Annotated in this window: 28 protein-coding genes and 1 pseudogene; 18 read left to right on the top strand and 11 right to left on the bottom strand. The window is 62.3% G+C overall.

All coding sequences use genetic code 11. The features are described 5' to 3' along the window. Positions 1-3 precede the first annotated feature (3 nt). On the bottom strand, positions 4-591 hold the full coding sequence (locus AC6I65_RS08305) for a DJ-1/PfpI family protein (protein ID WP_497901452.1): 588 nt from the start codon (positions 589-591) through the stop codon (positions 4-6). A gap of 132 nt (positions 592-723) precedes the next feature. Then, a complete protein-coding gene (locus AC6I65_RS08300; RefSeq protein ID WP_497901451.1) occupies positions 724-1269 on the bottom strand; it encodes a GNAT family N-acetyltransferase in 546 nt (181 codons plus the stop codon). A 337-nt stretch (positions 1270-1606) separates the two neighbouring features. Between AC6I65_RS08300 and AC6I65_RS08295 the strand changes: the two genes are divergently transcribed. The 3 genes and pseudogenes from AC6I65_RS08295 to gvpA all read left to right on the top strand — a co-directional run bounded on the left by AC6I65_RS08295 (position 1607) and on the right by gvpA (position 3244). Beyond that, entirely contained in the window at positions 1607-1915 is a 309-nt protein-coding gene (locus AC6I65_RS08295) for a hypothetical protein (RefSeq protein WP_497901450.1), read from the top strand. Positions 1916-2179: 264 nt separating this feature from the next. After that, complete coding sequence (locus AC6I65_RS08290; RefSeq protein ID WP_497901449.1) at positions 2180-2506, top strand: HalOD1 output domain-containing protein; 327 nt, start codon at positions 2180-2182, stop codon at positions 2504-2506. 451 nt (positions 2507-2957) lie between these two features. Next, positions 2958-3244, top strand: a pseudogene (gene gvpA / locus AC6I65_RS08285) (gas vesicle protein GvpA). A gap of 312 nt (positions 3245-3556) precedes the next feature. Here the strand turns inward: gvpA and AC6I65_RS08280 are convergent. After that, on the bottom strand, positions 3557-4318 hold the full coding sequence (locus AC6I65_RS08280) for a proteasome assembly chaperone family protein (RefSeq protein ID WP_497901448.1): 762 nt from the start codon (positions 4316-4318) through the stop codon (positions 3557-3559). 397 nt (positions 4319-4715) lie between these two features. On the opposite strand from AC6I65_RS08280, the gene AC6I65_RS08275 reads away from it, so the two are divergent. Together AC6I65_RS08275 and AC6I65_RS08270 are read left to right on the top strand one after the other, a co-directional pair. Next, on the top strand, positions 4716-5078 hold the full coding sequence (locus AC6I65_RS08275) for an iron chaperone (protein WP_497901447.1): 363 nt from the start codon (positions 4716-4718) through the stop codon (positions 5076-5078). Between the two features lie 63 nt (positions 5079-5141). Further along, positions 5142-5705 carry a hypothetical protein gene (locus AC6I65_RS08270; RefSeq protein ID WP_497901446.1) on the top strand — a complete coding sequence of 188 codons (564 nt, stop codon included), beginning with the start codon at positions 5142-5144 and terminating at the stop codon, positions 5703-5705. On the opposite strand, the gene AC6I65_RS08265 is transcribed toward AC6I65_RS08270, so the two are convergent. Then, entirely contained in the window at positions 5696-6073 is a 378-nt protein-coding gene (locus AC6I65_RS08265; protein WP_497901445.1) for a DUF1428 domain-containing protein, read from the bottom strand. The genes AC6I65_RS08270 and AC6I65_RS08265 overlap by 10 nt on opposite strands. Positions 6074-6390: 317 nt before the next feature. Here AC6I65_RS08265 and AC6I65_RS08260 point away from each other — a divergent pair, with 317 nt between their 5' ends. Further along, a complete protein-coding gene (locus tag AC6I65_RS08260) occupies positions 6391-6960 on the top strand; it encodes a GNAT family N-acetyltransferase (RefSeq protein WP_497901444.1) in 570 nt (189 codons plus the stop codon). Between the two features lie 72 nt (positions 6961-7032). On the opposite strand, the gene AC6I65_RS08255 is transcribed toward AC6I65_RS08260, so the two are convergent. After that, the gene (locus tag AC6I65_RS08255; protein WP_497901443.1) at positions 7033-7251 is read right to left on the bottom strand and encodes a DUF8066 domain-containing protein; all 219 of its coding nucleotides are present in this window, start codon (positions 7249-7251) and stop codon (positions 7033-7035) included. 275 nt (positions 7252-7526) lie between these two features. On the opposite strand from AC6I65_RS08255, the gene AC6I65_RS08250 reads away from it, so the two are divergent. Then, positions 7527-8732 carry a methionine adenosyltransferase gene (locus tag AC6I65_RS08250; RefSeq protein ID WP_497901442.1) on the top strand — a complete coding sequence of 402 codons (1206 nt, stop codon included), beginning with the start codon at positions 7527-7529 and terminating at the stop codon, positions 8730-8732. Positions 8733-8876: 144 nt separating this feature from the next. After that, positions 8877-10184: an MFS transporter gene (locus AC6I65_RS08245; protein WP_497901441.1), complete on the top strand. Its 1308-nt coding sequence runs from the start codon at positions 8877-8879 to the stop codon at positions 10182-10184. On the opposite strand, the gene AC6I65_RS08240 is transcribed toward AC6I65_RS08245, so the two are convergent. Beyond that, positions 10177-11040: a UbiA family prenyltransferase gene (locus AC6I65_RS08240; protein WP_497901440.1), complete on the bottom strand. Its 864-nt coding sequence runs from the start codon at positions 11038-11040 to the stop codon at positions 10177-10179. The genes AC6I65_RS08245 and AC6I65_RS08240 overlap by 8 nt on opposite strands. Positions 11041-11311: 271 nt before the next feature. On the opposite strand from AC6I65_RS08240, the gene AC6I65_RS08235 reads away from it, so the two are divergent. After that, complete coding sequence (locus AC6I65_RS08235) at positions 11312-12586, top strand: S8 family peptidase (protein WP_497901439.1); 1275 nt, start codon at positions 11312-11314, stop codon at positions 12584-12586. A gap of 106 nt (positions 12587-12692) precedes the next feature. Then, positions 12693-12992, top strand: coding sequence for a DUF8152 family protein (locus AC6I65_RS08230; protein WP_497901438.1), 300 nt, complete (start codon positions 12693-12695; stop codon positions 12990-12992). 226 nt (positions 12993-13218) lie between these two features. On the opposite strand, the gene AC6I65_RS08225 is transcribed toward AC6I65_RS08230, so the two are convergent. Further along, the gene (locus AC6I65_RS08225) at positions 13219-14340 is read right to left on the bottom strand and encodes a pyridoxal phosphate-dependent aminotransferase (RefSeq protein ID WP_497901437.1); all 1122 of its coding nucleotides are present in this window, start codon (positions 14338-14340) and stop codon (positions 13219-13221) included. Positions 14341-14475: 135 nt separating this feature from the next. Here AC6I65_RS08225 and AC6I65_RS08220 point away from each other — a divergent pair, with 135 nt between their 5' ends. Beyond that, positions 14476-15153 (top strand): DUF6517 family protein, encoded by a 678-nt coding sequence (locus AC6I65_RS08220; RefSeq protein ID WP_497901436.1) that lies wholly within the window; start codon positions 14476-14478, stop codon positions 15151-15153. Positions 15154-15218: 65 nt separating this feature from the next. On the opposite strand, the gene AC6I65_RS08215 is transcribed toward AC6I65_RS08220, so the two are convergent. From AC6I65_RS08215 to AC6I65_RS08205, 3 genes are all read right to left on the bottom strand, one after another. Further along, positions 15219-16082 carry a 2-oxoacid:ferredoxin oxidoreductase subunit beta gene (locus AC6I65_RS08215; protein ID WP_497901435.1) on the bottom strand — a complete coding sequence of 288 codons (864 nt, stop codon included), beginning with the start codon at positions 16080-16082 and terminating at the stop codon, positions 15219-15221. Beyond that, entirely contained in the window at positions 16079-17833 is a 1755-nt protein-coding gene (locus tag AC6I65_RS08210) for a 2-oxoacid:acceptor oxidoreductase subunit alpha (protein ID WP_497901434.1), read from the bottom strand. Before AC6I65_RS08210 ends, AC6I65_RS08215 begins: the two co-directional genes overlap by 4 nt. A gap of 148 nt (positions 17834-17981) precedes the next feature. Further along, the gene (locus tag AC6I65_RS08205) at positions 17982-19340 is read right to left on the bottom strand and encodes a nucleotide exchange factor GrpE (protein WP_497901433.1); all 1359 of its coding nucleotides are present in this window, start codon (positions 19338-19340) and stop codon (positions 17982-17984) included. Between the two features lie 150 nt (positions 19341-19490). Here AC6I65_RS08205 and AC6I65_RS08200 point away from each other — a divergent pair, with 150 nt between their 5' ends. Then, on the top strand, positions 19491-20936 hold the full coding sequence (locus AC6I65_RS08200; RefSeq protein WP_497901432.1) for a DEAD/DEAH box helicase: 1446 nt from the start codon (positions 19491-19493) through the stop codon (positions 20934-20936). Positions 20937-21030: 94 nt separating this feature from the next. Continuing rightward, a complete protein-coding gene (locus AC6I65_RS08195) occupies positions 21031-21630 on the top strand; it encodes a VOC family protein (protein ID WP_497901431.1) in 600 nt (199 codons plus the stop codon). A gap of 59 nt (positions 21631-21689) precedes the next feature. Here AC6I65_RS08195 and tmcA read toward each other — a convergent pair whose 3' ends face one another. Beyond that, the gene (gene tmcA / locus AC6I65_RS08190) at positions 21690-24020 is read right to left on the bottom strand and encodes a tRNA(Met) cytidine acetyltransferase TmcA (RefSeq protein WP_497901430.1); all 2331 of its coding nucleotides are present in this window, start codon (positions 24018-24020) and stop codon (positions 21690-21692) included. A 337-nt stretch (positions 24021-24357) separates the two neighbouring features. On the opposite strand from tmcA, the gene rpl7ae reads away from it, so the two are divergent. From rpl7ae to AC6I65_RS08165, 5 genes are all read left to right on the top strand, one after another. Then, a complete protein-coding gene (gene rpl7ae, locus AC6I65_RS08185) occupies positions 24358-24720 on the top strand; it encodes a 50S ribosomal protein L7Ae (protein WP_497901429.1) in 363 nt (120 codons plus the stop codon). Between the two features lie 11 nt (positions 24721-24731). Next, a complete protein-coding gene (locus tag AC6I65_RS08180) occupies positions 24732-24956 on the top strand; it encodes a 30S ribosomal protein S28e (protein WP_253435051.1) in 225 nt (74 codons plus the stop codon). After that, complete coding sequence (locus AC6I65_RS08175) at positions 24956-25426, top strand: 50S ribosomal protein L24e (RefSeq protein WP_497901428.1); 471 nt, start codon at positions 24956-24958, stop codon at positions 25424-25426. The genes AC6I65_RS08180 and AC6I65_RS08175 overlap by 1 nt, the downstream gene beginning before the upstream one ends. Continuing rightward, a complete protein-coding gene (ndk, locus tag AC6I65_RS08170; protein ID WP_497901427.1) occupies positions 25423-25887 on the top strand; it encodes a nucleoside-diphosphate kinase in 465 nt (154 codons plus the stop codon). Before AC6I65_RS08175 ends, ndk begins: the two co-directional genes overlap by 4 nt. A gap of 217 nt (positions 25888-26104) precedes the next feature. Continuing rightward, complete coding sequence (locus AC6I65_RS08165) at positions 26105-26470, top strand: winged helix-turn-helix domain-containing protein (RefSeq protein ID WP_497901426.1); 366 nt, start codon at positions 26105-26107, stop codon at positions 26468-26470. Positions 26471-26512: the final 42 nt, after the last annotated feature.

The raw sequence follows: 26512 nt of genomic DNA, 5'->3' as shown, positions 1-26512 counted from the left end.
GATTCAGTCGGCCGTCGCAGCCTCGGCGTGACTGATGTCCGTTCCGAGCAGGTCGAGGAACTCCGCGAGCCACTCGGCGTGGTCGGGCCAGGCCTGGCCAGTGACGAGGTTGCCGTCGCGAACGACGCCGTCGACCCACGAACAGCCAGCGGCCTCACACTCCGCGCGGACTGCCGGGTACGACGTCATCTCGTAGCCCTCGAGGACGTCCGCCGCGGCGAGAATCTGCGGACCGTGACACAGCGTCGCCACGGGTTTGTCTTCCTCGAAGAAGTGCTGGACGGCGTCGATGACCTCGTCGTAGGTCCGGAGGTACTCCGGCGCACGACCGCCGGGGACGCACAGCGCGTCGTAGTCGGCGGGGTCGATCTCGTCCATCGTCGCGTTCAACTCGAAGTCGTGGCCGCGCTCCTCGAGGTACGTCTGATCCCCGCGAAAGTCGTGAATCGCCGTCTTGACCGTCTCGCCCGCTTCCTTGTCCGGACACACGGCGTCGACGTCGTGGCCGACCATCTGCAACGCCTGGAACGGGACCATTATCTCGAGGTCTTCGCCGAAGTCGCCGACGATCATGAGGATGTCTTTGCCCATCGGGATCACCGGGCACAAGTACGCCCTCGAGTGGTATAAGTTCACAGCTCTCAGGGGACACACAAGCGGAGCACACGCGCAAGGACTCGAACGAGGCGAGCGTTCCCACCGTCGCTCACTGACGACGCCGAACTACCGCTCTCGCCACGCCTCGCGGAGAAGGCCGTACTGAATCATGTCGCGGTACGCGCCGTCGATAAACCGATCACGGCGGATCCGCCCTTCCTCCTCGAAGCCGAGGGACTCAAGCAGCCCTCGAGAGGCGTCGTTGAAGTCGAAGACACCGGCGCCGACGGCAGGGTGATCGTAGACCCGAAAGACGTAGTCAACGACGAGCGAGACGGCCTCGGAGCCATACCCCTGGCCGTGGTACGCTGGCGCGAGCCAGTAGCCCAGTTCCGGTCGTCGGTAGTGGGCGTCGCCGACGTAGACGACGCCGAGTCGCTCCACGTCGTCCTCGTCTGGTTGACCCGGCTGCCCGTCGTCGAGGCAGACGAGAAACTGGTCGCTGTCTTCGTCGTCGGTGGGGATTTCGACTTGCTCCTGATTCCAGAGGGGGTTGCCGATCGGATACCGGATCTCGGGGTTGGCGAACGCCCGCTGGAGAAACGGGACGTCCTCGCGTTCCACCGTCCGAAGCGTCACCCGTTCGTCGCTCGTGATGCGTGCACCCGGCATGCGTTGATGGATCGACGCCCCGGCAATAGGTCTTCTGGAGCCCCGAAGACCTGGCAGTGGGAACGAGCGATCAGCGCCCGTTCGTCGTGACCGGGGTCGGCTGCTCGAGAGTAATACTCTCATTAGAGATTTTAGACTCTGTTGAAATCCTCAGAATGTGATAGAAACGGTGTGCTGAATACTCAGCGTGAGTGTAGCACACGGTAACTCTCACCCACGGAGGGACTGACCGGGAGCATCATCGGTAGCCTGTCACTCAAAGGCGGATTGATATCATTTCGACCGGCATTGTGTACGGGAGATCTTCCCTCGCATCAACAACGTGCCCCGGACTCACGTGTACGAAGCAGCGGATCGACTGCACGAACTGGGGTTCGTCGACATTCAGCACACGACGCCGCGATACGGCGTCTGGACGGTCACCGGTCGAGAGGCAGTTTCGTCCCGCATTGACGAGTTCGTTGCCGAGGTCGGCGAGCAGATTGTCTACTTGACCGTCGACGAGTTGCTCACAGATGACCACCTCGAGGCGCTACGGGAGGCCGCCGGCCGAGGAGTCGAGATCTATCTGGCGGGCATCTCGGAGGCGGTCGAGGGGCGCGTTCGGGAGGAGGTGCCGTCGATCGAGCTGTTCGAAACTCTCTGAGAGTGGGATGAAACGCCCGCTGGGAGCCTGTTGATCACCGACGAAGAGACGGCGCTCGTGGGTGTGCTCATGAATGGGCAGCACGGACGACAGTGAGGTTGAGGAAACGGCGATCTGGGGCGCCGGCGAACGAAATAGCCTCGTGGTCATTTTTCGCGCCATCTTTACGTGGCAACCCGACACCGACCGATCGGAGTGAGGATACTCCGACGTTCACTCAGAAAATCATAGCTCTTTATGCTAATCCATAGCATGGGTCTTGTAATGAGCGCGGAAGACCGACCGGGGGACGAGTCATCGTCTGATTCGACCACCATCCACCTGCGAAGAACGTACGACTGGTTGGCCACGGCACCAAGTATAGCCGCGATTGAGGCACTCGCCCACCTCGAGAACGTTGACCCAACTGAACTCACAACGATTTTCGAGGCCACTCTACACGATTATGTCGACCCGGAAGCGCTCGATACACTTGTTCGAGACGGGAAATTGGGGTCTGCCACCGTTACCGTTACTATCGATCGGTATCAACTGCTGTTCGAGGGTAACGAACTGGTTGTCTTCGAAGTGAGCGGACCATCATCGGAGTAGCGCACCGACTGTTGATCAGTCAGTCTATTGAGGCTGTGTGAAATAAACGACGATGCTGTGCTACACTCATCCTCTGCATCTTGTACACCACTTCTGACAGCGTCTCGGTAGTTCACCGAATCTTTCCAAGATAGATAGCGCGAATGTCGCACGAAATATAACTCGACTTGCGAGGGCAGTGGTTGCTCAGTACAGGAGTTCTGTGTAACAGACTGCCGCAGGAATCGATAGTTCGCTACAACTCTGCAAGATACAAAGCACGTACTCGGCAATAGGTGGTCGGTCCAAACTATCCCCTCCTCGAAATTTGGGGATGAGACAGACCTACTACCTTCAAATGGCCGTTTTGCATCCACGAATACCTCCTGACTGCCGTTTTCAGGTGGTGGGTTGCCAACGCAGACAGAATAGTGAAGCGAACCCCTTGCTCCACTTCCAGATAGGGATCACAATGACGTCTCCTCAGCGACGACCAGACTCTTCGAGTCTGGCGGGAGTTCTCGATCGCATCCTCGACAAGGGCGTAGTCATCGACGTCTGGGCGCGGATCTCCATTGTCGGTCTCGAATTAACACCATCGAGGCCAGAGTCGTCATTGCGTCCATCGATACCTTCCTGCACTACACGAGGGAAATCGCGAAGCTCGAGCAGGCTACCGCCGGTGCCGAGCTCGAAGACATCGAGAAACCTAAAGTCGAGACTGGGCCGGAATCGTCACCCGAACCAGCAGCCGGCTAACACTCGAGACCCGAGGTCGTTCTTTCAAAAGCCGGTCATGGATGGTCGTCGAGATGAAACTCGAAACGGCGCTCGAGTACATCCCCAAGGAAGACCTTCACGAGGTCTTCGAACCCTTTCACTAATAGCGACCTTCCGAAACGAGCGTCAACAGAACGCGGAGCGGTCCATTAACAGTCAGTAACCAGCTTCCAACTCTCGACCGACATCGCAATCCATCGCCCAGACCATCCTCGGGTACGCAGACGATGTCCTCGTTCGCACCGGACTGAGGACTGACCTCCGTGGCCCTTGTGGACGATAGTTTCTACTTCACATAAACATGCGATCCTCAGGGAAGTCATAGCCTCCTGAGGGCCGTTCACCGCTTCCAAAGCGTTCCATCTGGTTGGCGAGTTCCTGATAGTACTGTTTGACCTCGTCAGCGCGGTGACGGAGTTCTTCTTCATCGATCGTAAACTCATAGATGCGCTGAAGCGCTTCGAGGAAGAGTAAGGCAGAATCGAAATCGGGCCCTGGCGGATGAGTCGGGGTGATAAGGGCGCCAGTTGGTGGTGCCTTACCGATGAGGTTTGAGGTTATCAACTCGGAGGCAATGCCATCGAGATAGCCTCCTTTGAGTGGTTTGATTTCAGTATCTTCCAGTTGTTTTGTTCGGTAGGGTGTAGACGCAACATAGAATACATCGTGTTCGTCGGGGCCGTGTGGAAATGGAACACCGTGAAGAACAGTGATCTCACTGATCCCAGCCGACGATGTCCATTCCAGGAGGGCTTCAACGAACGAATCTACTGCCCAGGTAGGGATGAACAGTTCGCCAACGAGTACCGACAGATCAAGATCTGGTAGGTCGTAGAGACGTAGTGGTAAGCGGGGTTCTCCTTCTTCAAAGGGAGTTATATCAGGGACATTGCGTGTCAGGATGTGACCTAACTCTGTAGAATTGTTATTCTTGATGAGATGGTCCACAGCGGTGAGTCCTGCTAGTCCAACTGTGGATACGCCTATGACAAGCGTCTCGCTGGGAGAGACATCTGTCGAGCTAGTGACCTTGAATGAAGGTTCAGAAGGCATATCAAACGTACACGGTCCATCATTATAATGCCGCCACCATTCAGATGGGGTAACGTCGAAGCTCGTGGAGAACCCAGCGCCTCGAGGACGGCGACGACGGCCACATGGAGTCCGTCCTGATAGATCCGACGCATACGGACCGCTGACAGTGTCACAAGGACGATCACGAGCAATACTTCTAGGATTCCGAATCTCACCCCTCCCGCTACGTGGTACTTCAGGTCGAACGACCGTCATTCGCTAGAATTGGGGTCGAATTGCTATTTCGGCGCCCCGTGGTTGACATCAGTTCTCACGCCGCTGATCCAGGACAGACGTCGTATCGCCGAACTCATAACTGAATTCACCGATTTAATCATAAAGCAGTAATCCTTATTCAGCCTACGGAGACTGTAGAATGTCAAAACCACAAGACGTTGAATCATACATTGCGAATCAGGACGAAGTAGCCAGTTCAACGCTCAAAGAACTACGTGAGATTATCCATTCGACCGTTCCAGAAGCGGAAGAAGGGATAAAGTACAACGTGCCATTCTATGAATTTCACGGTACTCACGTTGGGTTTACTGCATTCAAGAACCACGCTACCTTTGGCATTGGTGCAGATGCGTTTCGGAGTGAAGATCGCAAAGTGCTTGAAGAAAAAGGGTACAAAACTGGAAAAGAGACCATCCAAATCAGGTACGATCAAGCAGTGCCGACCGCAGAGCTACTGCAGCTTCTTGAACGGAAGGTAAAAGAAGCTACAAAAGCGCAGTAAGCAAAGCGTTGCCATCGAAGTTTCAGCGCCAATGATTTGGCTCTCGATGTCCATCTCTGCTAAATGGGACAAACAGGAATTCCCCTGGCTGAAGTGGCCCGGAATTGGCTCCGTCGTGAAAATAAAAAACTCTATCGAGACTTCAACTTTGAGCGGAAGGAAGCGGAGTGGGAGCTCGTTGGGGAACTACTTTGTCAGTGCCCGTTTCAGGCCGCATTCATTTGGCAACATCATATCACGTGGTATGCAGCGGAGCTGGATAAGACGGAATTTCTACGTCTCAGAGTAATTGACGGACCAGCAGACAGCTCGTGGCGAAAACTCTCGCCGGATAATACGATACGAGGGGCCGCAAAGCGCATCATCGAGTCGGAATTACCGGACACGTTCGAAGATATTGACGTAGCCCATATCAAGCGGCTCGCTGATAGCTTCGAAACGACGACGCACGAGGAACGATTAACACTCTTTCAACCTGATCCCGGTGAAGCGTCGATTGTCGTGGACGGGAACCACTATTCGACGGCGAAGGCGATTCATCAGATCCGAAGTGGCGCGTACGACCCACAACCAGTCTATCTCGGGGTTCGTCAAGACTGTACGATACACGACGATGGTTACTCGTAGCTGACGATTGAACGGAAGCCACCGTACGCCATGCGCTCCGGATCGAAGGGCATCTCCTCTTCGTAGTTGTCGGAGTCCATTGTAGGATCTTCCATCACCTTCGCGTTCACTTCGTCGCGGTGGTCCCGCGACTCGAAGACGATAAATGAAAACACGACCGTCTCGTCGTCCCCTGTGTCTGCGAGTTGTGGGAAGGTCACCATTGGCATGCCGTCCATGTCGGGCTCCATGTCGTCTCCGACCCCTTCGAAATACTCGAGAGCACCGTGTTCGATCCAGAGCTTTCCGGCCTCGCTGGCCATTTCACGGTATGCATCGAGCTGTTCGTTCGGGATCGGGATGACGAATCCATCGACGTATCGTTCCATGGCTTTCGTAAGGAGGACGTAAGAGGAGTTGAACTTTTTTGCACCGATCGAGAGTTATCTCAGGAACAAATCTTGCTCTGCTCCATACATTCTCTCTATTCAGCATAGCTCCACTAAACTATCACTGATTGAGAGTTTCGACGGCGCCAGGTTTTACTGAACCTCGCTAGCAGAGGTGCTCCACGATAGGATACGGTCATCACTGCTATGCAGTTCACGCAAATTTGGTGGGGCAACGATGGTGGTCGTAAGAGATACTCGTGTATGTATCACCTCGCCGGCCGGTACTTTTGGTGCGTGGTTCCGTATTCCCGCAAATGGAACAGACAATTCGGCTGGCAACGGAGGGAGATGCAGATGCTATTACAGCGATTTATACACCGTTCGTCGAGCAGACGCACATTTCATTTGAAACTCATCCCCCGACCGTCGAAGAGATGGCTCAACGCATCCGAAATACTGTGGAACGACTTCCGTGGCTGGTGTGTGAGTACGACGGCCAAATAACGGGTTACGCGTACGCGAGCACGCACAACGAACGCCCAGCGTACCAGTGGGCAGTCGATGTCTCCGTGTACGTGAACGAGGCCTGGCGACGGAAGGGAATTGCGAGCGCGCTCTACGATTCGCTCTTCGCGCTCCTGGATCGACAGGGATTGCGCAATGCGTACGCTGTAATCGCACTACCGAACCCTCGGAGCGTCACGTTTCACGAATCGCGTGGATTCGAAAAATCGGTGTATACCGCAACGTCGGATACAAGAACGGGAAGTGGCGTGATGTTGGCCACTGGGAATTACCACTTCAGTCCCTTGCGACACCCCCATCGCCACCGTCTCCTCTCGAGGACCTCCGAAACACCGACGGATACACCAGTGCACTCCTGACAGGTGAATCGTCGCTTCGGTCGTGATTTCTCCGTTTCAGCACACCTGCGACTCGAGCGAACTGATCCTCGATCACTGTTCATAGGCGATCCGTTCGACAGCACGTACCAGCCGATAGAAGAGGTAGACCACGAACACGGAGAGTCCGAGGGAGAGCAACGCGAAGAGCCCCCATACCCAGAGGAGAATCTTCGCAGTGATCACCGCGTAGGCGAAACTAACCAACACAATCGCTCCGAGGACGATGCCGTATCGGGCAGGAATACGCCGTCGATTGTGAATAGAGGACATGGAACCAAATCAACACTAACTGGTAAATCGGTTTCGGTCAACGAGTCGCACTCACAACCGTTTCTCCTTCCGATATCGGTCGCACTGGGCATCAAAAGGAGCAGACAGCACCGACGTCGACAGGTCTTGCACCAGTACACCGTGGGACGTGAGCGCTCGAGTATTCGACAGTCGAACGATGCACAGACCCGGCCATCGGTGTATAACCTCGCCGCATATTTCCGTCCGTCAACGTTTTCGCAAGTTATAGAACCGTCCCAGCGCAACCTCGTGTAATGAGCGAACGGAACATCAGGGTCGAACGGATCGACCGAAACGCAGTCGAGGACCAAGAAGTCGAAATCGTCGAGCGAAAGGGGATCGGTCACCCCGACTCGATTTGTGACGGAATCGCCGAGAGCGTCGGCAGCGCACTCGCCCGCGAATACCTCGACCGGGTCGGGAAGGTGCTTCACTTCAACACAGACGAGACCCAGCTGGTCGCTGGCGAGGCCGCCCCCGCCTTCGGCGGCGGCGAAGTCGTCGACCCCATCTACATTCTGATCGTCGGTCGCGCGACCAAACACTACGATGGACAGACCATCCCCACCGAGCGCATCGCGCTGACGGCCGCCCGCGAGTACCTCGAGGCCGAGATCCCCAAACTCACCTTCGGCGAGGACGTCGTCGTCGACGTGAAACTCGGTGAGGGGAGCGGCGATTTGCAGGACGTCTTCGGCGAGGACGAGGTGCAGGTACCGATGGCCAACGACACGAGCTTCGGCGTCGGTCACGCGCCGCTGTCGGAGACCGAAGAAATCGTCTACAACGCCGAGCAGCGACTCAACCGCGAGTTCGCCGCCGAGAACCCCTACCTCGGCTCAGACGTGAAGATCATGGGCAAGCGCGAGGGCGACAGCATCGACGTGACCGTCGCCGCGGCGATGATCGACGAGCACGTGCCCGACATGGACGCCTACGTCGACGCCGTCGCGTCGGTTCGCGAGTACGTCGTCGACGTCGCGAGCGAGTACACCGACCGCGACGTCTCGGTCTACGTCAACACCGCCGACGCCGTCGAGGCGGGGTCGATCTACCTGACCGTCACCGGTACCTCCGCCGAACAGGGTGACGACGGCTCCGTCGGTCGCGGCAACCGCGCGAACGGCCTCATCACCCCAAATCGGTCGATGTCGATGGAGGCCACGAGCGGGAAGAACCCGGTCAACCACATTGGCAAGATCTACAACCTCCTCTCAACGGACATCGCCGAGAATGTCGTGAGCGAAGTCGACGGCATCCGTGACCTCCGGGTTCGCCTCCTGAGCCAGATCGGGCGACCGATCGACGAACCTCACGTCGCCGACGTTCACGTCGTCACCGAGGACGACGTCGACCTCGAGACTGTCCGCCCTGAAATTGAGGCCATCGTCGACGACGGCCTCGCGAACGTGACGGACATCACTCAGCGCGTCATCGACGGCGAGCTGGATACGTTCTGAAGGCGCCTGGAAGCGCCTGAACGCATCCGAAAGGGCTACTTTTCATCAGCGTCGTCGAACTCCCGTTCGCCCCTCGAGTGCCGCCTTCGCAAGAACCAAACGGGCATCGACCGTGTCTCGAAACGAAACACCGAGTGTCTCGCCGTGCCGGACTCGAGCCCTGCCGAACCCAGCCCCCGCCGTGTCGTGTTCGCCGTCGTCGCGAGTACCTTCTTCGTCGGCTTCGGCGGCGGGGTCGTCTTCCCGATTTTGCCGAACCTCGGCGAGGTGCTCGGCATTTCGGCGGTCATGGTGGGACTCATTCTCTCGGCGAACCGCTGGACGCGGCTAGTGGCGAACGCGCCCGCAGGCGTGCTCATCGACCGGATCGGCACCCGCACGCCGTTCGTCGTCGGACTGGCGATCGAGGGCGTGGCCACCTTCGGCTACGTGCTCGCGATATACGCCTCGAGGCCCGACACGCTCCTCGGTTCTGCGATAGGCGTCGTCTCCTCGAGCCCAGAGGGCTGGTTCCTGCTCGCCAGGGTTCTCTGGGGGCTCGGAAGCGCGCTCGTGTTCGCGACGGCGTACACCATCACCGCGGACGTGAGCGAGGCCGATTCTCGGGGAACGAGCATGGGCATCGTCCGGGCAGGAATCACGTTCGGGTTTCCGGCGGGACTGGTCCTCGGCGGGGTCGCGAGCGAGGTGTACGGAAACTCGACGGCGTTCGTCCTCGCGGCGGCCTTCGCCGGGTTGGCGAGCATCATTGCCTACGCCGTGGTTCCGGAGACTCACGTCGAGGAACACGATTCGTCGGTGAGTCCACTCGACCTCGAGGTGACGGTGCCGGCGCTGACGGTCGGCTTCGTGAACTTCGGGCTCTACTTCGCCTACGTGGGTGTCCTGTTCTCGACGCTGGTGCTCTATCTCGGCGCCGAGTCGCTCACCATCTCGACGACACTCCTGGGTTTCGATGTCAACTTCGGGGAGCAGGGAACCTCGGGGATGCTCATGGCGATCACCGTGCTCATGGGTGCCATCTTCACCATCTCGGGCGGCGTCGCGAGCGACACCGTCGGTGCGCGAGTACCCGTGCTCGTGTCGTTCCTGGTGTTGAACGCGGTCGGCTTCCTGGTGTTGACCCTCGCAGGCTCGTTCGTCGCCGTGGTCGTCGGCTGTGCCCTCATCGGCGCGGGACAAGGGGGCGTGGGCGGCCCGTTAACGGCACTACTCGCCGATCTCACGCCCGAAGACCGAATGGGGCGGGCGATGGGGACGAACAACGTGCTGGGCGACGTCGGCGGTGGACTCGGTCCCCTGGTGTCCCTCCCGCTGGCGAGGACCGTCGGTTTCGAGGTGATGTACGCCGCCAGCGCAGGAATCGCCCTCCTCGCGGGACTCCTCTTGGTCGTCGGCATCTACGCTCACACGGGGAGCGTCAGTCCGTCTGTCGAGGAATCGATTATCTAAACAACGTCTCGAGCGGTTCGAACCAGACCGCGGCGACCAGGACGGCGAGAAAGACGTACGACCCCCGGATGAGGAGCATCGTCGCCAGTTTCGGCTCCGCGCGTCGGGCGACGACGGCGACCGCGCCGAACGCGAGCACGGCGAGGACACTCGAGGGAGGGAACACGCGGGCAACGGCCAGGCCGGTGACGACGAGCAGTCCTGCGACCATCAGTCCGTAGGCGACGGTGTAGGCCCGCTCCGGGCCGACGACGACGGCGACGGTTCGCTTGCGGATCGAGCGGTCGTAGTCGTAGTCCGTGGTGTCGTCGATCACCTTGATTCCCGACAGTAAGACGAGAAAGACGATCGCGAAGCCGAGCGCGAGGAGGCTGATCGCCGTCGCCTGCGCGTAGTATCCGCCGAGAACGCTCAGGGCGATTCCCAGCGGATAGCCGGTCGTCGCCGTGAGCGGGTTCGTGTCGAGTTGCGGCGCGTGGTGGTAGGCGACGAGCCACGTCGGAACGGTGAGCGCTGCGGCGACCCAGTTTACGACGACGAACAGGTAGAGACAGCACGCGGCGAACAGGATCGACGACGCCAGGAGACCGACACGACAGCCAGCAACGGTGAGCGGGTGGTCGTCGTCCTCGCCCCGAACGTGGAAGTCGACGTAGCCGTCTTTGAGGTGAGCCGTGTAGACCGCCGCGAACATCGCGAGGACGTGTACGCTCGCGACGCCGGGATCGATCCCTCGCGCGAGGATCGCACCGAATAGCGACGCGGCGAGCGGCGGCAGCATGAACACCGGATGCACCTGTGACCAGTACGCCCGAGCGCCCGCTCCGAGTCCGGACCCGCGTCTGGCGAGTGCCATAGTTCCCCAGACGTTCGCCCGAAACATAATACCGGAGGGGTGTTTCGAATCGCGAGAACACGACCGCTGGACACGTCCGTAGCGACATCGGTCCAATCCAGAGTAGCTACCCTCTCTGTCGCGAAGCGGATCGATTCCTGTCGAAGTTACGAGACTGACGACGCCGCCGGAGTATAGCTATCGGTCGCTTTCATCTCGTGTGCAAGCACATAACATATATACTGGTAGTGGCCTGTGTTATACTATCCCTCTCACGGGACATTCACACACAATGACGACACGACGATCACTCTTGCAGGGACTGGGTGCACTGGGCGCAACGATGACGTTTACCGGACTCGCGAGTGCGAGCGACGGACAGGCGCGCTACCTCGCCAGGACAACGGGTGATGCGGCCGATACCGTCTCGGCCGCCGGATTCGACGTTCGGTCTACGCTCGCGAACGGCCGCGTGCTCCTCGCGACTGGGCCGGCAGACGCGACCGACGACCTCGAATCCGTCAGCGGCGTCTCGTTCGCACTGCGCGACCTCGCGTTCGAACTCGAGACGCCCGCCCTCGTCAAAATGGCGGACACGGAAAACAGCACGGCGGTCGATCAGGTCTACGACCAGTACCTCTGGGACAAACAGGTACAACAGGTCAGGGAGGCCCACGAACACGCGACTGGCGCTGGGCGGACCGTCGCGATCATCGACACCGGCGTCGACGATACGCATCCCGATCTCACCGTCGACACCGAACGGAGCGTGTCGATCATCGAGGGGCAGGTCGGCGACCACACGGGCGACGTCGGGTATCACGGCACGCACGTGGCCGGGACGACGGCCGCCAACGGCAGCGTCGGTATGCTCGGTACTGCGCCCGACGCGACTATCGTCTCGATTCGCGTCTTCGGCACCGAGGGTGGGGCCACCTTCGGTGACATCCTGGCTGGCATGGAGTACGCTGCCGGAGTTGGGGCGGACGCAGCAAACATGAGCATCGGAACGTCGCCCATCCCGCCGGCGGCAAACGCCGACCAGTATCGACGAGTCATGGAACCGATCGCCCAGTCGGTCACGAGCGCCGGAACCTTACTCGTCGGCTCTGCGGGCAACTCCGACGCGAACCTCCAGCAGGCCGGCCTCTTCACGCTCCCCAATAGCCTCTCTGGAGTGCTCTCGGTGAGCGCGACGGCGCCGAACGACGAGCGCGCGTTCTACTCGAACTACGGGTCGAACGAGATCGCCGTCGGCGCGCCTGGCGGCGGGTACGAAACCGAGGAGAAGACCGTCAGCGAAGACCCTGACGAGGTCGAGTGGCCGTACCCCACAAACCTCGTGTACTCGACCGTTCCCGGTGGCTACGGCTGGGCCGCCGGCACCTCCATGGCTGCCCCGCAGGTCACCGGCCTCGCCGGACTCGTGCGCGAACTCGCGCCCGGCAGCAACACTCGGCGAGTCTGGGACGCGATCGCCCAGGGCGCCGAGGGAACGGACGGCCGAAGCGATCCCGAGTTCGGGGCCGGTCGGACGAACGCGTTAAAAACGGTCGAACGCCTCTAGGCATATAGAGCCGATCCGCCTCGATCACTTTTCTCCGCGTTCGAGCCAGCAACCAGGGAACCGACGGTCCAGAACAGCCACGTTGCTGGCGTTCGTACGTGAACCGATGACTGACCCGGACTCCCTCGAGGCTCGCTTCCGTCGCCTCCACGACCACCTCGAGGCCACGGCCGAACTCCCGATAGATCGCCGGACGAACCGCTGGCTGGGCGAAGCCGAGGCTGTGGCCCGCGACGCCACGGAGAACGACCTGGACGAGGCGACGGCTCGAAAGCGAGTTCGACAGATCGCACACTTGCTCGCGGAAGCGGACTCGCCCGAACACGAGCGGGCGAAGATGCATCTCGAATCCGCCCGGGAACTTTGTACGGCGATTCTGGGTGGCTCGAGTGATGCTTCAGGGTGAACAGTATCACCGACTGCATCGTACTGGCCTCATTACTTCAAAAAATGCATCAATTCGATACTGATTCTATAGTTACGTATTGACGCTGGTCAGGTCATCTATCAGCCGAAGGGATCTGCCCGCCCTCCCGATCTATTTCGCTTATTTCACCCACCCCACCTATTGTGGCTATTCTACCTATTGTGCCCCGCCAACTACCGGGCTAGTTCCGCTGTACGTACCGAGCTTACCGCACAGCTTCGGTCGCTTCCTGGATGATCTCGAGAGCCTCCTCGAGTTCGTCCATGCTGGTCGCGTAGGACAATCGGGCGTAGCCCGCGCCGTTTTCGCCGAAGGCGTCACCGGGGACGACGACGACGCCGCGGGAGAGCACCTCGTCACACCAGCCCTCGGGAACCCTCGGCATCGCGTAGAACGCTCCGTTCGGGGTCGGGACCTCGAGTCCGGCCGCTTCGAGGCCCTCGACGACGACATCGCGGCGCTCCTCGAAGGCCGCGACCATCTCGTCGACGGGATCCTGGGGACCCGTGAGGGCGGCCTCGGCGGCGTACTGAGCGGGCGCGGAGGCGCAGGCCTGGCAGTACTGGTGGACCCGAAGCATGCGCTCGATCCGGCGGTTCGAACCGACGACCCAGCCCAGCCGCCAGCCGGTCATCGAGTAGGTCTTCGAGCACGCGCTGACGACGACGACGTTGTCGGTGCTCGCGAACTCCATCGGAGAGCGGTGCTCGCCGTCGAAGACGATGTGCTCGTAGACCTCGTCGGAGATGCAGAGCACGTCGTATTCGTCGGCGATGCGGGCGAACTCGCGCATATCGGTTTCGCTCTGGACGGCCCCCGTCGGGTTGCCGGGACTGTTGACGACGAAGGCGGCCGTGTCGTCGGTGATCGCGTCCTCGACGGCGGCGGGGTCGAGCGTGAGGTCCTCGCGCAGGTCGACCGGCTTCGGCGTTCCGCTCGCGAGTCGGGTCAGGGCGTCGTAGGCGACGAATCCAGGGTCCGGGAAGATGACCTCCTGGCCGGGGTCGACGTGAGCCTCGAGCGCGAGGTGGAGCGCCTCGCTGCCGCCCGCAGTGACGATGGCGTCGCCCGGGTCGACGCCGAGGCCGTAGTCGCGGTCGTACTTCGCGGAGATGGCCTCGCGCAACTCGAGGGTTCCCTTGTTGGAGGTGTAGGCGTCGGCCTTCCCGGCTTCGATGGCGTCGACGGCCGCCCGACGAGCGTGCTCGGGGGTCGGGAAGTCCGGCTGTCCGATGCCGAGGTTGATCGCGTCCTCGCCCGCTGCCTCGAACACTTTGCGGATTCCGCTGATCGACACCGCTTCCACCCGGCTGGAAAATGCCGTCATACCAGAACGCGCGTGGCCCACCCCGATAACTGTTGATACGTTCGCTCGACGCTCCCTCGAGTCGATCACGGATATTTATCGCCTTTCCGACTGGTAGCCAGAACGCATATACCTCCGCTGTGACTTTTTCAGGTAATGATCAACCGGAGATCGGTCCTGGCTGGCGCCGGTACCGGGGTGCTCGCGGCGACCGCCGGCTGTCTCGACTTTCTACTGGGGAACGAACCACTCGAGTACACCGCCGAACCGGTGCTCCCCACCGAGGCGACGCTCGAGTCGACGGGCTACGCCGAGTACCAATCGGGCTGGCAACGCGTGACCGAGGAGGCCGCCGGCCGAGAAATCGTCGCGTCGGCCTGGTCGGTCGCGTACACGAACGAGGTGACGATCCAGGAGCAGAGTCGGGACGCCGCCGTCTTCGCCGCCGTTTCCATGCCGAAGATGTCGGTCGGAGGGAAGGCGATGAACCCGCTCGCCGACATGGATACCGACGAACTGCTCGAGGAACTCGGCGGCGAACTCGAGAGCGAGTTCGACGGACTCGCCGACCCGCAACCGACGGGCGAGTCGTTTGCCCTCGGTATTCTGGGCGCGAACCGGACCGTCGACGAGTTCGCCTCCGAAGCTCAGTTCGAAGACGAACACCTCGAGATTACCCTCTGGGTCACGAAATTCACCCACGACGACGACCTGATCGTGCTGATCGGTGGCTTCCCGACGCAACTGCCCGACGAAGGCGTCTACATCGAGGACCTGATGCGGTCCGTCGAACACCCGACGTCTCGAGACGTTCCCGCACCGTCTCTCGAGTAGCGACGGCAGGCCGAAACGCGGTACGAAACGAAAATTGAGCCGTGGCGGTACTCTGTACCCGATACTCAGTAGAACTCGCGAACGAGGTCCATGGCGTTCTCGGGCGCGCCATCCGGAATCTCCGCCATGTTCTCGGTGACCCCGTGTCGCTCGTGGTAGGGAATCGAGTTCTCGTTCTGGTACATCACACCTTGGTACTCCTTATCGGCGTCGAGGATGACCCCCTTGGCCGCCTCGTAATCGTGACGGTCGTGGTCCTCCTCCTTCAGGTCGACGAGCGAGTCCCGGAAGTAGTCGTAGGTGTCGACGTCGTTGAACGTCACGCAGGGGCTGAACACGTTGACGAAGCCGAAGCCGTCGTGTTCGATGGCCTCCTCGATGATCTCGGCGTGGCGAATCGCGTCCGAGGCGAACGACTGGGCGATGAACGTCGCTCCCGAGGCGAGCGCGAGCGCGAGGGGATTGACTGGCGGCTGCTGGGACCCTTCGGGCGTCGTCGACGTCTCGAAGTCCGAGCGTGAGGTCGGCGAGGCCTGTCCCTTCGTCAACCCGTAGATGCGGTTGTCCATGACGACGTAGGTCATGTCGACGTTTCGCCGGGTGGCGTGGACGAAGTGACCGGCACCAATCGAGTAGCCGTCGCCGTCGCCGCCGGCGGCCATGACCTCGATGTCGGGGCGGGCCATCTTCACGCCTGTCGCGACGGGCAGGGCCCGGCCGTGGACGCCGTGGATGGCGTAGCTGTGCATGTAGGTCCCGATCTTTCCCGAACAGCCGATGCCGGCTACCAGGAAGGTGTTGTCGGGATCGTTACCCGTGTTCGCGAGGGCCTTCATCATGCCGTTCATCGTCCCGAAGTCGCCACAGCCGGGACACCAGGTCGGTTGCTTGTCGGATTTGAAGTCGGTGAATCGTACCTCAGAGCTCATTGTGCTGGCACCTCCTCTTTCAGTTTCGCGGTAATTTCCTCGGCGAGTTCATCCGCCTTGAACCGCACGCCGGTGTACTTGTTGATGCGTTTGACCCGCTGGAGCGTGTCGTGCTCGAGCACGTCGGCGAACTGGCCGGTCGCGTTACACTCGACGACGATGACGTCGTCGGCGGCCTCGAACTCCTCGTTGAGGTCAGGTCGCGGGAAGAGGTAGGGAACCGAGATGACCCGGACCGGGACGTCCTCGTCCTCGAGCAGGGCGACGGCTTCCCGGAGCGCGCCTTCGTTGGAGCCCCAGGAGACGACGAGGTCGTCGGCGTCTTCGTCGCCGAACTCGCGGTAATCCCACTCTTCTTCGGCCTTCGCGGTCTCGACCTTGCGATTGCGCTTGTCGACCTGCTCGACGCGGACCTCGGTGTCCTCGGTTCGCCGCCCGAGTTCGTCGTGCTCGAGACCCGTGCTCATGTGCGCGCCGTCGGTCATCCCGGGAATCGCGCGCGGACTGATGCCGTCCTCGGTGGCGGCGTGGGCGCGGAAGTGGCCCTGGTCGTCGAGCCACTCGGCGACCTGGTCGTCCTCGAGCAAGTTTCCGCGGTCGATTTCGACGGCGTCCATGTCGAACGTCTCAGGGGAGAACGTCTGTTCGGTGACCGCCAGCGCGAGGTCGGCGACGACGTAGACGGGCGTCTGGTACTTCTCGGCGTAGTTGAACGCCTCGACGGTCTTCCAGAAGCACTCGTCGATGGTCGTCGGGGCGACGACGAAGCGCGGAATCTCGCCGTGGCCGCCGTAGAGGGTCATGTTGAGGTCGCCCTGTTCCTGCTTGGTCGGCATCCCCGTCGAGGGGCCCGAGCGCATCACGTCGACGATGACCAGCGGCGTCTCGCTGGTCGCCACGAGGCCGAACGTCTCGGCCATCAGGTCGATGCCGGGGCCGGAGGTTGCGGTCATCGACCGGGCGCCGCCGCGGGCCGCGCCGAGGGCCATGTTGATCGCCGAGAGTTCGTCCTCGGCCTGGACGACGTGGCCACCGTACTGTTCGATTCGCCCGATCAGGTACTCCATCACGTTCGTCGCGGGCGTGATCGGGTAGCCGGCGTAGAAGCGACACCCGGCGGCGAGCGCGCCCATTCCGATGGCCTCGTCGCCGTTGAGCAGGACGTAATCCTCGTCGGTCGTCTCGAGGGCGTAGCCCAGATCCAGGTCGTAGTTCTCCTGGACGTAGTCCCGTCCCTTGCGGGCGGCGTCTTTGTTGTTGTCGACGATCTTCGATCCCTTCCCGCCGAAGCGCTTCTCGAGCGCCTCGTCGAGGTAGGCGACGTCGAAGCCCGTGAGTTCGCAGGCGGCCCCGAGGGCGACGACGTTGAGCATGATCGCGCCGCCGGCCTCCTCGGCCAGCGATTTGAGCGGTACGTCGACGGCGGTGATTTCGTCCGGAATCTCGGCGTCCCAGGAGCGTTCGCCGTCGTAGATGACGGCGCTTCCTTCGTGGAGTTCGTCGAGGTTCTCGTCGATGGTTCGCTGGGTGAGCGCGACGAGAATGTCGAGCCGATCGACGACACTCTGGACGCGGTCCGTGGAGGTGCGTATCTTGTAGGCGGTGTAGCCGCCCCGGATTCGCGATGCGAAATCCTTCGACGTAAAGACGTGTCGTCCGGCCCTGGAGAGTGCCTGGGCGAAGATCTTCCCGGTGGAGTCGATGCCGTCCCCGGCCTCGCCTCCGATAGCCCAGTTCAAGTCCTCGGTCATGTCGTAGCGAACCTTGCCTCTAGCCCGTCAAAAGACTTCTGAAACCCCACCCGAAACCGCGCTCGAGAGGAGCCCTTACACCAATCGTAGTGAATGTTTTGTCGGCCGTCCGTTTTCTCGAGTCGGCGCGGTCGAACCAAAGGACGGGTTACTGCTCGGCGTCGTCGAGGTCGTCGTCTGAGGCGACTTCGCCGCCGAGTTCGATCGCATCGTCGGTTTCGTCGGGCGTCTCGTCTGCAGAATCGCCCGTATCGCCATCGTCGTTCTCGTCGCCTGCATCGTCGTCGTTGCCCGCATCGTCTACGTCGCTCCTATCGTTCTCGAGGTCGCCGTCCTCGTCCAACGATGCGTCAGTTTCCCCCGATTCGTCGTCGATTGCTGGCTCTCCCTCCTCACTGGTTTCGTCGGCGTCGCTGCCGTCACTGCCGCCAGTGTCATCACCGCCATCACTGTCGCTGCCGGTGGATTCGTCGTCAGAACTGCCATCGTCGTCGGCGTCCGCATCTGCGTCGTCCGCATCAGCACCTGCGTCCTCGAGGTCCTCACTCTCGAGTTCGCCGTTGCTCACCGTCACCTGGGCATTCTGGATCACTTTCTCGCCCATCTCGTAGCCGGGCGTGAACACCTCGGCGATCGTCCCCTCTGGCTGGTCGCTGTCGATTTGCACCATGACCTCGTGACGCTGGGGGTCGACCTCGGTTCCCGGTTCGGGATCGATCTCCTCGACGTTCTCCTCGGCCAGGACGCGGTCGAACTCTCGAAGCGTCATCTCGACGCCCTCCCGCAGCGTCTCGACGTCGCCGCTCTCCTCCGAAAGTGCTCGCTTGAGGTTGTCGCGGACGCCGACGAGTCGCCCGACGAGGTCCTCGGTCGCGCGCTCTTTGAGCTGTTCCTGGCGCTTTTTCGCCCGTTTCTTGTAGTTCTGGAAGTCCGCCTGGGTCCGTTTGACGTGGCCCTTGAGGTCCTCGATCTGTTGCTCGTGCTCCTCGATCGTTGCCTCGCGGTCGGCGAGTTCCTCCTCGCGCTCCTCGAGTTGGTCCTGGAGGTCGCCGATGGTTTCGGCCTGGGCCTCGACGCGCTCGCTCAGGTCCTCGAGTTCCTCGCGCTGGTCGGTGACGGTCCCGTTCAGGTCGCGGGCCATCTCGACGATGGAGGTGACGTCGCGGGCGATTTCGTCGTCGTAGCCCCGCAGCGTCTCGAGCAGGTCGCGGATCTCGTCGCTAGTCTGTGGAACTGCGTCCCCGTTTTCGGGAGTCATCTCCGCCGATTCTGCGGGTTCCGCAGCCTCTGTGAGTTCTCCAGTATCCCCCGCCGAATCCGACACCCCCTCGTTCTCGTCCTCCCCGGCAGGCGAGTCCTTGACGTTCTCGTCACGGTCCTTCGGACGCTCGTTGTCAGCGTCGGCGTCCGAACCATCACCATCGGTTTCGGTATCGGTCCCCGGTTCGGCGTCGCCTTCCGCAGGCACGCCCTGGGCTGTGGGGGTTGCGCCCTCGTCTTCGCTCATGTCCCAGACAAGGCACAGCGGTAATAAAAGGGTTGAGGTATGCGTTCTCGTTTCCACTCTCTGGACTGGAGGTCGACGACTCGAGTCACCGAAGCCGTCGTGAACGAACACGGGAATTATGTACTCGTCGTCCCGACCTGTCGGTAGTCGATGTCCCCCGCTCGCTCCCCGTCGTCGATCCGTCTCCGGTACGAGGACGGGACGATCCGGATCGAGGCGCCCGAGGCCAGAGCCGAGGCGCTCCTCGAAGACGCCTCACTGGCCACCGTCGAACTCGAGTTCGACCCGCGTTCGGACACTCTTCGTACGGAAGCCGTCAATTACGCCTGGCTCCGTGCGGCGCTCGCCCGACGCGGCGAGTCGGTCGAGGACGCGGTCCTCGCGGCGACTACCAGTATGCCTGAGGGCCTCGCCTCCGAGTACGAACTTCGATCCTACCAGCGGACGGCCCTCGAGCGCTGGCTCGAGACGGACCGCTGGGAGGGCCTGTCCTTCGCCGACGGTGGCCCGTCCCACCCGGCGCCCGCGGGCGTCCTCGAGTTGCCGACCGGCAGCGGGAAGACCGTCATCGCCATCGAGGCCATCGAGCGCCTCGCGGTCCCGACGCTGGTCGTCGTCCCGACGATCGACCTGCTCGAGCAATGGGCGACGGAACTCGAGGCGGAGTTCGACGTCCCCGTCGGCCGGTTCGGCGGCGGCGAGCAGCAATTCGAGGCGCTGACCGTCTCGACGTACGACTCGGCGTACCTGAAAGCCGACGCGGTCGGGGACCGGTTTGGATTCGTCGTCTTCGACGAGGTCCACCACCTCGGCGGCGAGGGCTACCGCCAGATTGCCCGGCTACTGGCCGCACCGGCCAGGCTGGGACTGACCGCGACGTTCGAGCGACCCGACGACGCCCACGAGGTGATCGAAGACCTCGTCGGTCCCGTCGTTCACCGACTCTCGCCCGACGACCTCGCGGGCGAACACCTGGCGCCCTACGACGTCAAGCGCCGGGAGATCGAACTCACGGAGCGCGAGCGCGAGGCCTACGAGCGCCACCAGGGAACCTTCACCGACTACCTCGCGCGCTCGAACATCCGGATGCAGTCGGGTTCGGACTACCAGGAACTCGTCAAGCGCTCGGGGAGCGACCCGGCCGCGCGGGAGGCGCTCCTGGCCCGACAGCGCGCCCGCGAGATTATGCTCGGCGCCGAGGGGAAGATCGAGGCCCTCGCCGAGGTGCTCGAGACGCACCGCGGCGAGCGGACGATCGTCTTCACGGCATACAACGACCTCGCCTACGAGGTCGGCGAGCGATTTTTGATTCCGGTGATCACCCACCAGACGGGAACCGCCGAGCGACGCGAGATCCTCGAGCGCTTTCGCGACGGGATCTACTCCCGCGTGGTGACCTCGAACGTCCTGGACGAGGGGGTCGACGTGCCCGACGCCTCGGTCGCAGTCGTGCTCTCGGGGAGCGGAAGCGAGCGGGAGTTCACCCAGCGCCTGGGTCGAATCCTGCGCCCGAAGGACGACGGCGGGCGGGCGATCCTCTACGAACTCGTGGCCGCCGAGACGAGCGAGGAGTCGATTGCCGATCGGCGGCGGTGAACTCGGGTCAGTTGTCTCCGGGCTGTCGTCCGCGTCGGCCTCGTCACTCGGTGAACCCCACAGCGTTATCACGGTCTCATCCTACCTCTCGCATATGCCGCAATCGACGCTCTTTCACCTCCATTTCAACACTCCGTCCGTCGGCGAAGCCGAAAGCCGCCTCGAGCGGGCCGGTCTCCCACTCAATCAGCGATTCGGGAGCGTCCGGGGCGAGGGCGTTTCCCTCGGGCCGACCGACGAAATTCCCGAAGGGTTTCGATTCAAACTCCAGGTCCACCAGCGAGGCGGCGTGAACGTTACACTCGCCCCCGGCCGTCGTCCGCACTTCGACCACCTCGGTCTGATCGTGCCCGATTTCGAGGCGGCGCTTGAGCGCGCGGAATCTCGGGGTTGGTCGGTCCGTCGAAACGAACGACGAACGTTCGTGATGACGCCGTGGGAGTTTCGCGTCGAAGTCCACCCACCGGACGGTGAGGGAGTAGCGGAACTGGGCGACGTTTCCGAATGTCGGCTCGAGGAGACGGTTCTCCGTCTTCTCGAGGCAGATGCGGCACGAGCGGCCCTTGCCGACGTGTTCGGGGATATCCCAGCGCTTCGAATCGAACCTGGTGAGAGCACGTGGGTGGAGACGTTCGTCCTGGCAACGAGTCGAACGTCCAGGAAAGTGGCCGCTGACGAACTCCTCGGCGCGTAGGATCCCGCATCGACCGAAGCGACTGTGGCCAGTTCTCACTGCTGGATGGGGGCGCCGGGTTACTCGCGTGGTTCGTCCTCGAGAAATCGGTCGCGAACTGTCTGCGCGACGTCCGCGCCGTAGTGATCGACCAGCGGCTGAAGCGCCGACCCGAACGCCCGCATGCACTGACGGGAGGAGTGAAACTCGAGGTCTGCCGCCACGTCGTCCCAGGTGTGAGCCTGGAGGACGCGCCGGACGAGTAACTGTTCCTGACGCGTGGTGAGCGCGTCCTCGAGTTCTGGCGGGTGCTCGATCAGCGCCCTCGCGACCAGTCGCCTGAACGGCCCGGGATCGACGTCGTAGAGGCCAGGGCCGTACGCCGCGCCGGCGACGATCCGCCACTCGTGGGGCGATAGCTCGAGCGGGAGCCCGTACTCGGTCCCGACCGATCTGGTAACGGCCCGAACCACGTCAGGATCGAGGTCGTGCAGGGTGTCGGAGAGCACTCTCGGCAAGCGCCTGGCGAAGCGAGTCGCGTGGCGCTCGAGCAGGGCCTCCCCCGCCCCGGTCATCGGTGAGAGCATGATTGCCGAGTACTCTCCGCTCGTGTCGTTGCGAGTCGTCGAGAGGTGGACCGTCCGGTAGCCGTTCGCCCGCCAGAACGAGACGAGGTTGGGCGTCGCACCGAAGCCGGTGCCGAGCCAGTCGACCGCCCCGTCGAACTCCTCCTGGATGCGCTCCAGGAGGTGTGAGCCGAGCCCCCGCTCGCGCCGCGCGTGGTGGGTCGCGATCCGAACCACGCGAACCCCGGCGTACTCGCCTGCCGACTCGTCGCGCACGTGACTCGTCAGTATGTCCGGGATCATGTTCCCGCGGATGCGCCCGCCCTCGTACATCCGTTCTCGATCCGCTGCCGAGAGATTCCCCTCCCGTGCCAGCAGGGCAACGCTGACGACGTGACCGTCGTGGAGCAAGGCCCGCGTCTCGAGGTTCGGCGCGTCGAGCAGTCGGGCGAGGTCGTTCGGCTCGGTTCGGTAGTGGGCGAGCACGAGCAGGCCGACGACCTCCCGGAGGAGCGACTCGTCTTCGAGGAGGGCATCGGGCTCGAGGCGGCGATACTCGACCGACTCCGGGGTCGCCTCCTCGAGCAACGGGGCGACCGGTGGACTGGCGTCGAGCAACAGCGCTCGAAACGACCAGACCTCGAGCGGGTCGCCGGCGGCGTACCGGATCGGCTCCTGCAGGGCGTACTCGAAGACGTCGTGGTCGCTCGCCTCGAGCCGATCTCGAAAGCGAACGGAGAATCCGCGTCCGGCCCCCTCGTAGCCGTGGATCGTCGTCGCGAACGCGATTCGATCGGCGGCCAGCAGCGACTCGAGTACCGTCACCGAGAGGGCGGCGGCCTCGTCGACCAGTACGACGTCGGTGGTTTCGATGCGGGAGACGGCCTCGAGCGGCGGGGCATACTCGACGGTTCCGCCGTCGACGGTCCACAGTACCTGACTGGTCGCCCCTGGGTCGCTCTCGAGGTCGTCCCGGGCGGCGAGCAACTCGCTCGCCCGGGCGAAGGCTTCGGCCGCGTTTGCCCAGGCGGGCGCGGTAACCAGCACGTGATCGCCCGCGGCGGCGAAACAGCCGGCTGCCAGCCCGACCGCGCTCGACTTGCCGCGGCCGCGGTCGGCCTCGAGGACGACGGCGTTCTCGGGAGAGCGAAGGCGCTCGAGGGTCTCGAGCGCCGTTCGCTGGTCGTCGGTGTAACAGGCGTCGTATGCGTCCCGAGGGAACGCTCGAGTCTCCTTGACGCCGTCTGCAGCATCCGTTTCGAAGGTGAGGACATCGGGAACTTCTCGCGTCTGGAGGGGGTCCCCGCGACGAGCCAGACGGGGAGCCGGGTGCGTCAGCCCGTCATCCTCGAGGCGGTCGTCGTCGACGTCCGCGATAGCGATCCCGCGGTGGACGCGAAGTGTCTCGACGAGCCGCGCTCGAAAGCGTCCGGTCACGTCCTCGAGTTCGAACGGGGGAACGGCCATCGATCGCTCGAACGAACCTCGTCGATCGGGCCACTCATCGAGCGGTGGCGTCAGCAGGATCAAGAGTCCTCCGGCGTCGATCGTTCCCACGAGTTTCCCCAGCGAGTTCGGCTCGAGGGTGTCGTGAGCGTCGAGGATCACGACGTCCCGCGTGGTGCCCAGGAGCGCCCCGGCTTCGGACTGGGTCCGGTGTTCACAGCGCAGCCGATCCTCGGGGCCGACCAGCGTCGTCCGCGAAATCGGGACGTCGAGGGACTCGAGGACCGTCGCCAGAATCTCGTACCCCCGCTCGCGGTCGCCCGCGAGCACCAGGCCGCGACGCTCGTCGACCGAGGCGGCCTCCTCGCGGAGGGCTCGAGCGTGCGCGGCGACGTTCATGTGGGCTCATCGGACAGGTGGTCGTAAGTTACTGTCGGCTGGCACTCGCCCGCGAGTTACTGTCGACTGACTCTCATTCACGTTCCCGCCTGACGAGTGGTCGTCGATCGCGAAGGCGACCGTGAGCCGTCGGCCAGCCTTCCTCCCGTGCAACGGTTTCCCACGCCTCCGTTCGTTTGAACACGCTTTTAAGGGGGGCACCGTTACTGGCAAGTACACCCTACGCGGGGTTGATGATACTCCTAGCCTCACAGGACTTTCGCCGGACGACCCGGCCCGGGCCCAGCCCCGGACGGCAGGGGAGTGCGAGCCCGCGCGTAGGAGAGGTGAACAACCAATGGCAGTCTACGTAACCACAGAAATCCCAGCCGACCTCGCCGACGACGCCCTCGAGGCGCTCGAGGTCGCTCGAGACACAGGCAGTGTAAAGAAAGGAACCAACGAAACGACCAAGGCCATCGAGCGCGGCAACGCCGAGCTCGTCTACGTCGCCGAGGACGTCTCGCCAGAGGAGATCGTGATGCACCTCCCCGAACTTGCCGACGAGAAGGGCATCCCGGTCGTCTTCGTCGAGACCCAGGACGACGTCGGTCACGCCGCCGGCCTCGAGGTCGGCTCGGCGGCCGCGGCGATCGTCGACGCCGGCGAGGCGTCGAGCGACGTCGAAGACATCGCCGGAAAGGTCGAGGACCTCGACTGAGGTGACCACAGATGAGTGCTGAAGAAGCAGAAAACGGGTCAACGCCCGCCGAGGTCATCGAGATCGTCGGCAAGACCGGCATGCACGGCGAAGCCATGCAGGTAAAGTGCCGGATCAAGGAGGGCGAGAACCAGGGACGCATCATCACCCGAAACTGCCTCGGACCGGTCCGCGAGGGGGACATCCTCCAGCTACGTGAGACCGCCCGCGAGGCCGACTCCATCGGAGGACAATAATGGTCGAGAAGCGAACCTGCGACTACACGGGCGAAGAGATCGAGCCCGGCACGGGCATCATGTACGTTCGCACCGACGGTACCGTGCTCCACTTCGTCGACTCGAAGGCGGAGAAAAACTACAAGCTCGGTCGCGAACCGCGCGACCTCGAGTGGACCGAGGAAGGCCGTCGCGGCAAGGGTCCAACTCAGGTCGACACGTCGGTGGACGAGTCTACGGAGCCGGACCAGGAGGCTGAAGCCGAAGAAGACGAGGATTTCGTCGAGGAGGACGAAGACGAAGACGAAGGCGGAGCTGACGAGGACACCGAACCCGCCGACGACGAAGCGGAAGCCGAGGAGGAGGAGACCGTCGAAGGTGAGGCGGAAGCCGAGGACGACTCCGAAACGGACGAGGAGGCCGAAGAGGAATCCGAATCCGAGGCCGAGGCCGAGGGGGAAGCCGAAGCCGAAGAAGGTGAAGAAGCGTGAGTGATCACGAACGCACCTTCGTCATGGTCAAACCCGACGCCTTCGCCCGCGGACTCGTGGGCGAAGTCGTCTCTCGACTCGAGGACCGCGGCCTCAAACTCGTCGGCATCAAAGTGATCAACATGCCCGAAGAGCGGGCCAGAGAGCACTACGCCGAGCACGAGGACAAGCCGTTCTTCGACGGTCTGATCGAGTTCATCACCGGGGGACCCGTCGTCCCGATGGTCTGGGAAGGCCAGGACGCCACGCGTCAGGTCCGACAGATGATCGGCGCGACCGATCCGCTCGAAGCTGCCCCCGGAACCATCCGCGGCGACTACGCACTGGACCTCGGTCGGAACGTCGTTCACGCGGCAGATCACGAGGACGAAGGCGCGAACGAGCGCGAAATCGCGATCCACTTCGACGAGGACGAACTGATCGACTACGACCAGCACGACGCGTCCTGGCTCTACGAATAACTCGAGGCGGGTATCGGACCCCTCTCCGGTATCTGGCCCGAGAGTAGACCAGCGTCGAACGGAACGACCCGCGCGACGACCAGCGAATTTTTGCTATCTCGACCGAATGTAAGAAGAAATACAGGTACGTATTCGGATAGACGTAACATCTAATGTGCACCCACCAGTATAAGTGGGTGGTGGTTTCGAATGTTAAGTTACGGTAGGTGGTTTGTAAATGAGTAACAGGGAGAAGGGATCCACGGCTCGAGCATGTTATACGACGCCCTCACTGGACCTGGTTTTTGAACTGCTCGCGAGCCGTCGTCGTCGCCAGGCGCTCTATTACCTGTCCGAGCAATCGGACGGCGTCGCGTCGGTCGACGAGATCGCCGACTACGTACATACCAACGACGGCCGGAGCGACTGTTCGGCGGACGGACGGTCCGAGATTACCGCGGGACTCAGACACGTTCACCTTCCAAAACTCGAGGATGCTGGCGTGATCGACCACGACCCGCGGAGCCAGACGGTCAGGTACTGGTCCCAGCCGTCACTCGAGGAGTGGCTCGAGCACGCCTACCACAAGGAGTCGATTCAATAGTTCCGCTCTCGACGGCGATACGTCGGAGATGGTGACGGTCAG

Source organism: Natronosalvus sp. KLKA75, assembly GCF_059736265.1.
This window is presented reverse-complemented; position numbering and strand designations above follow the sequence as displayed.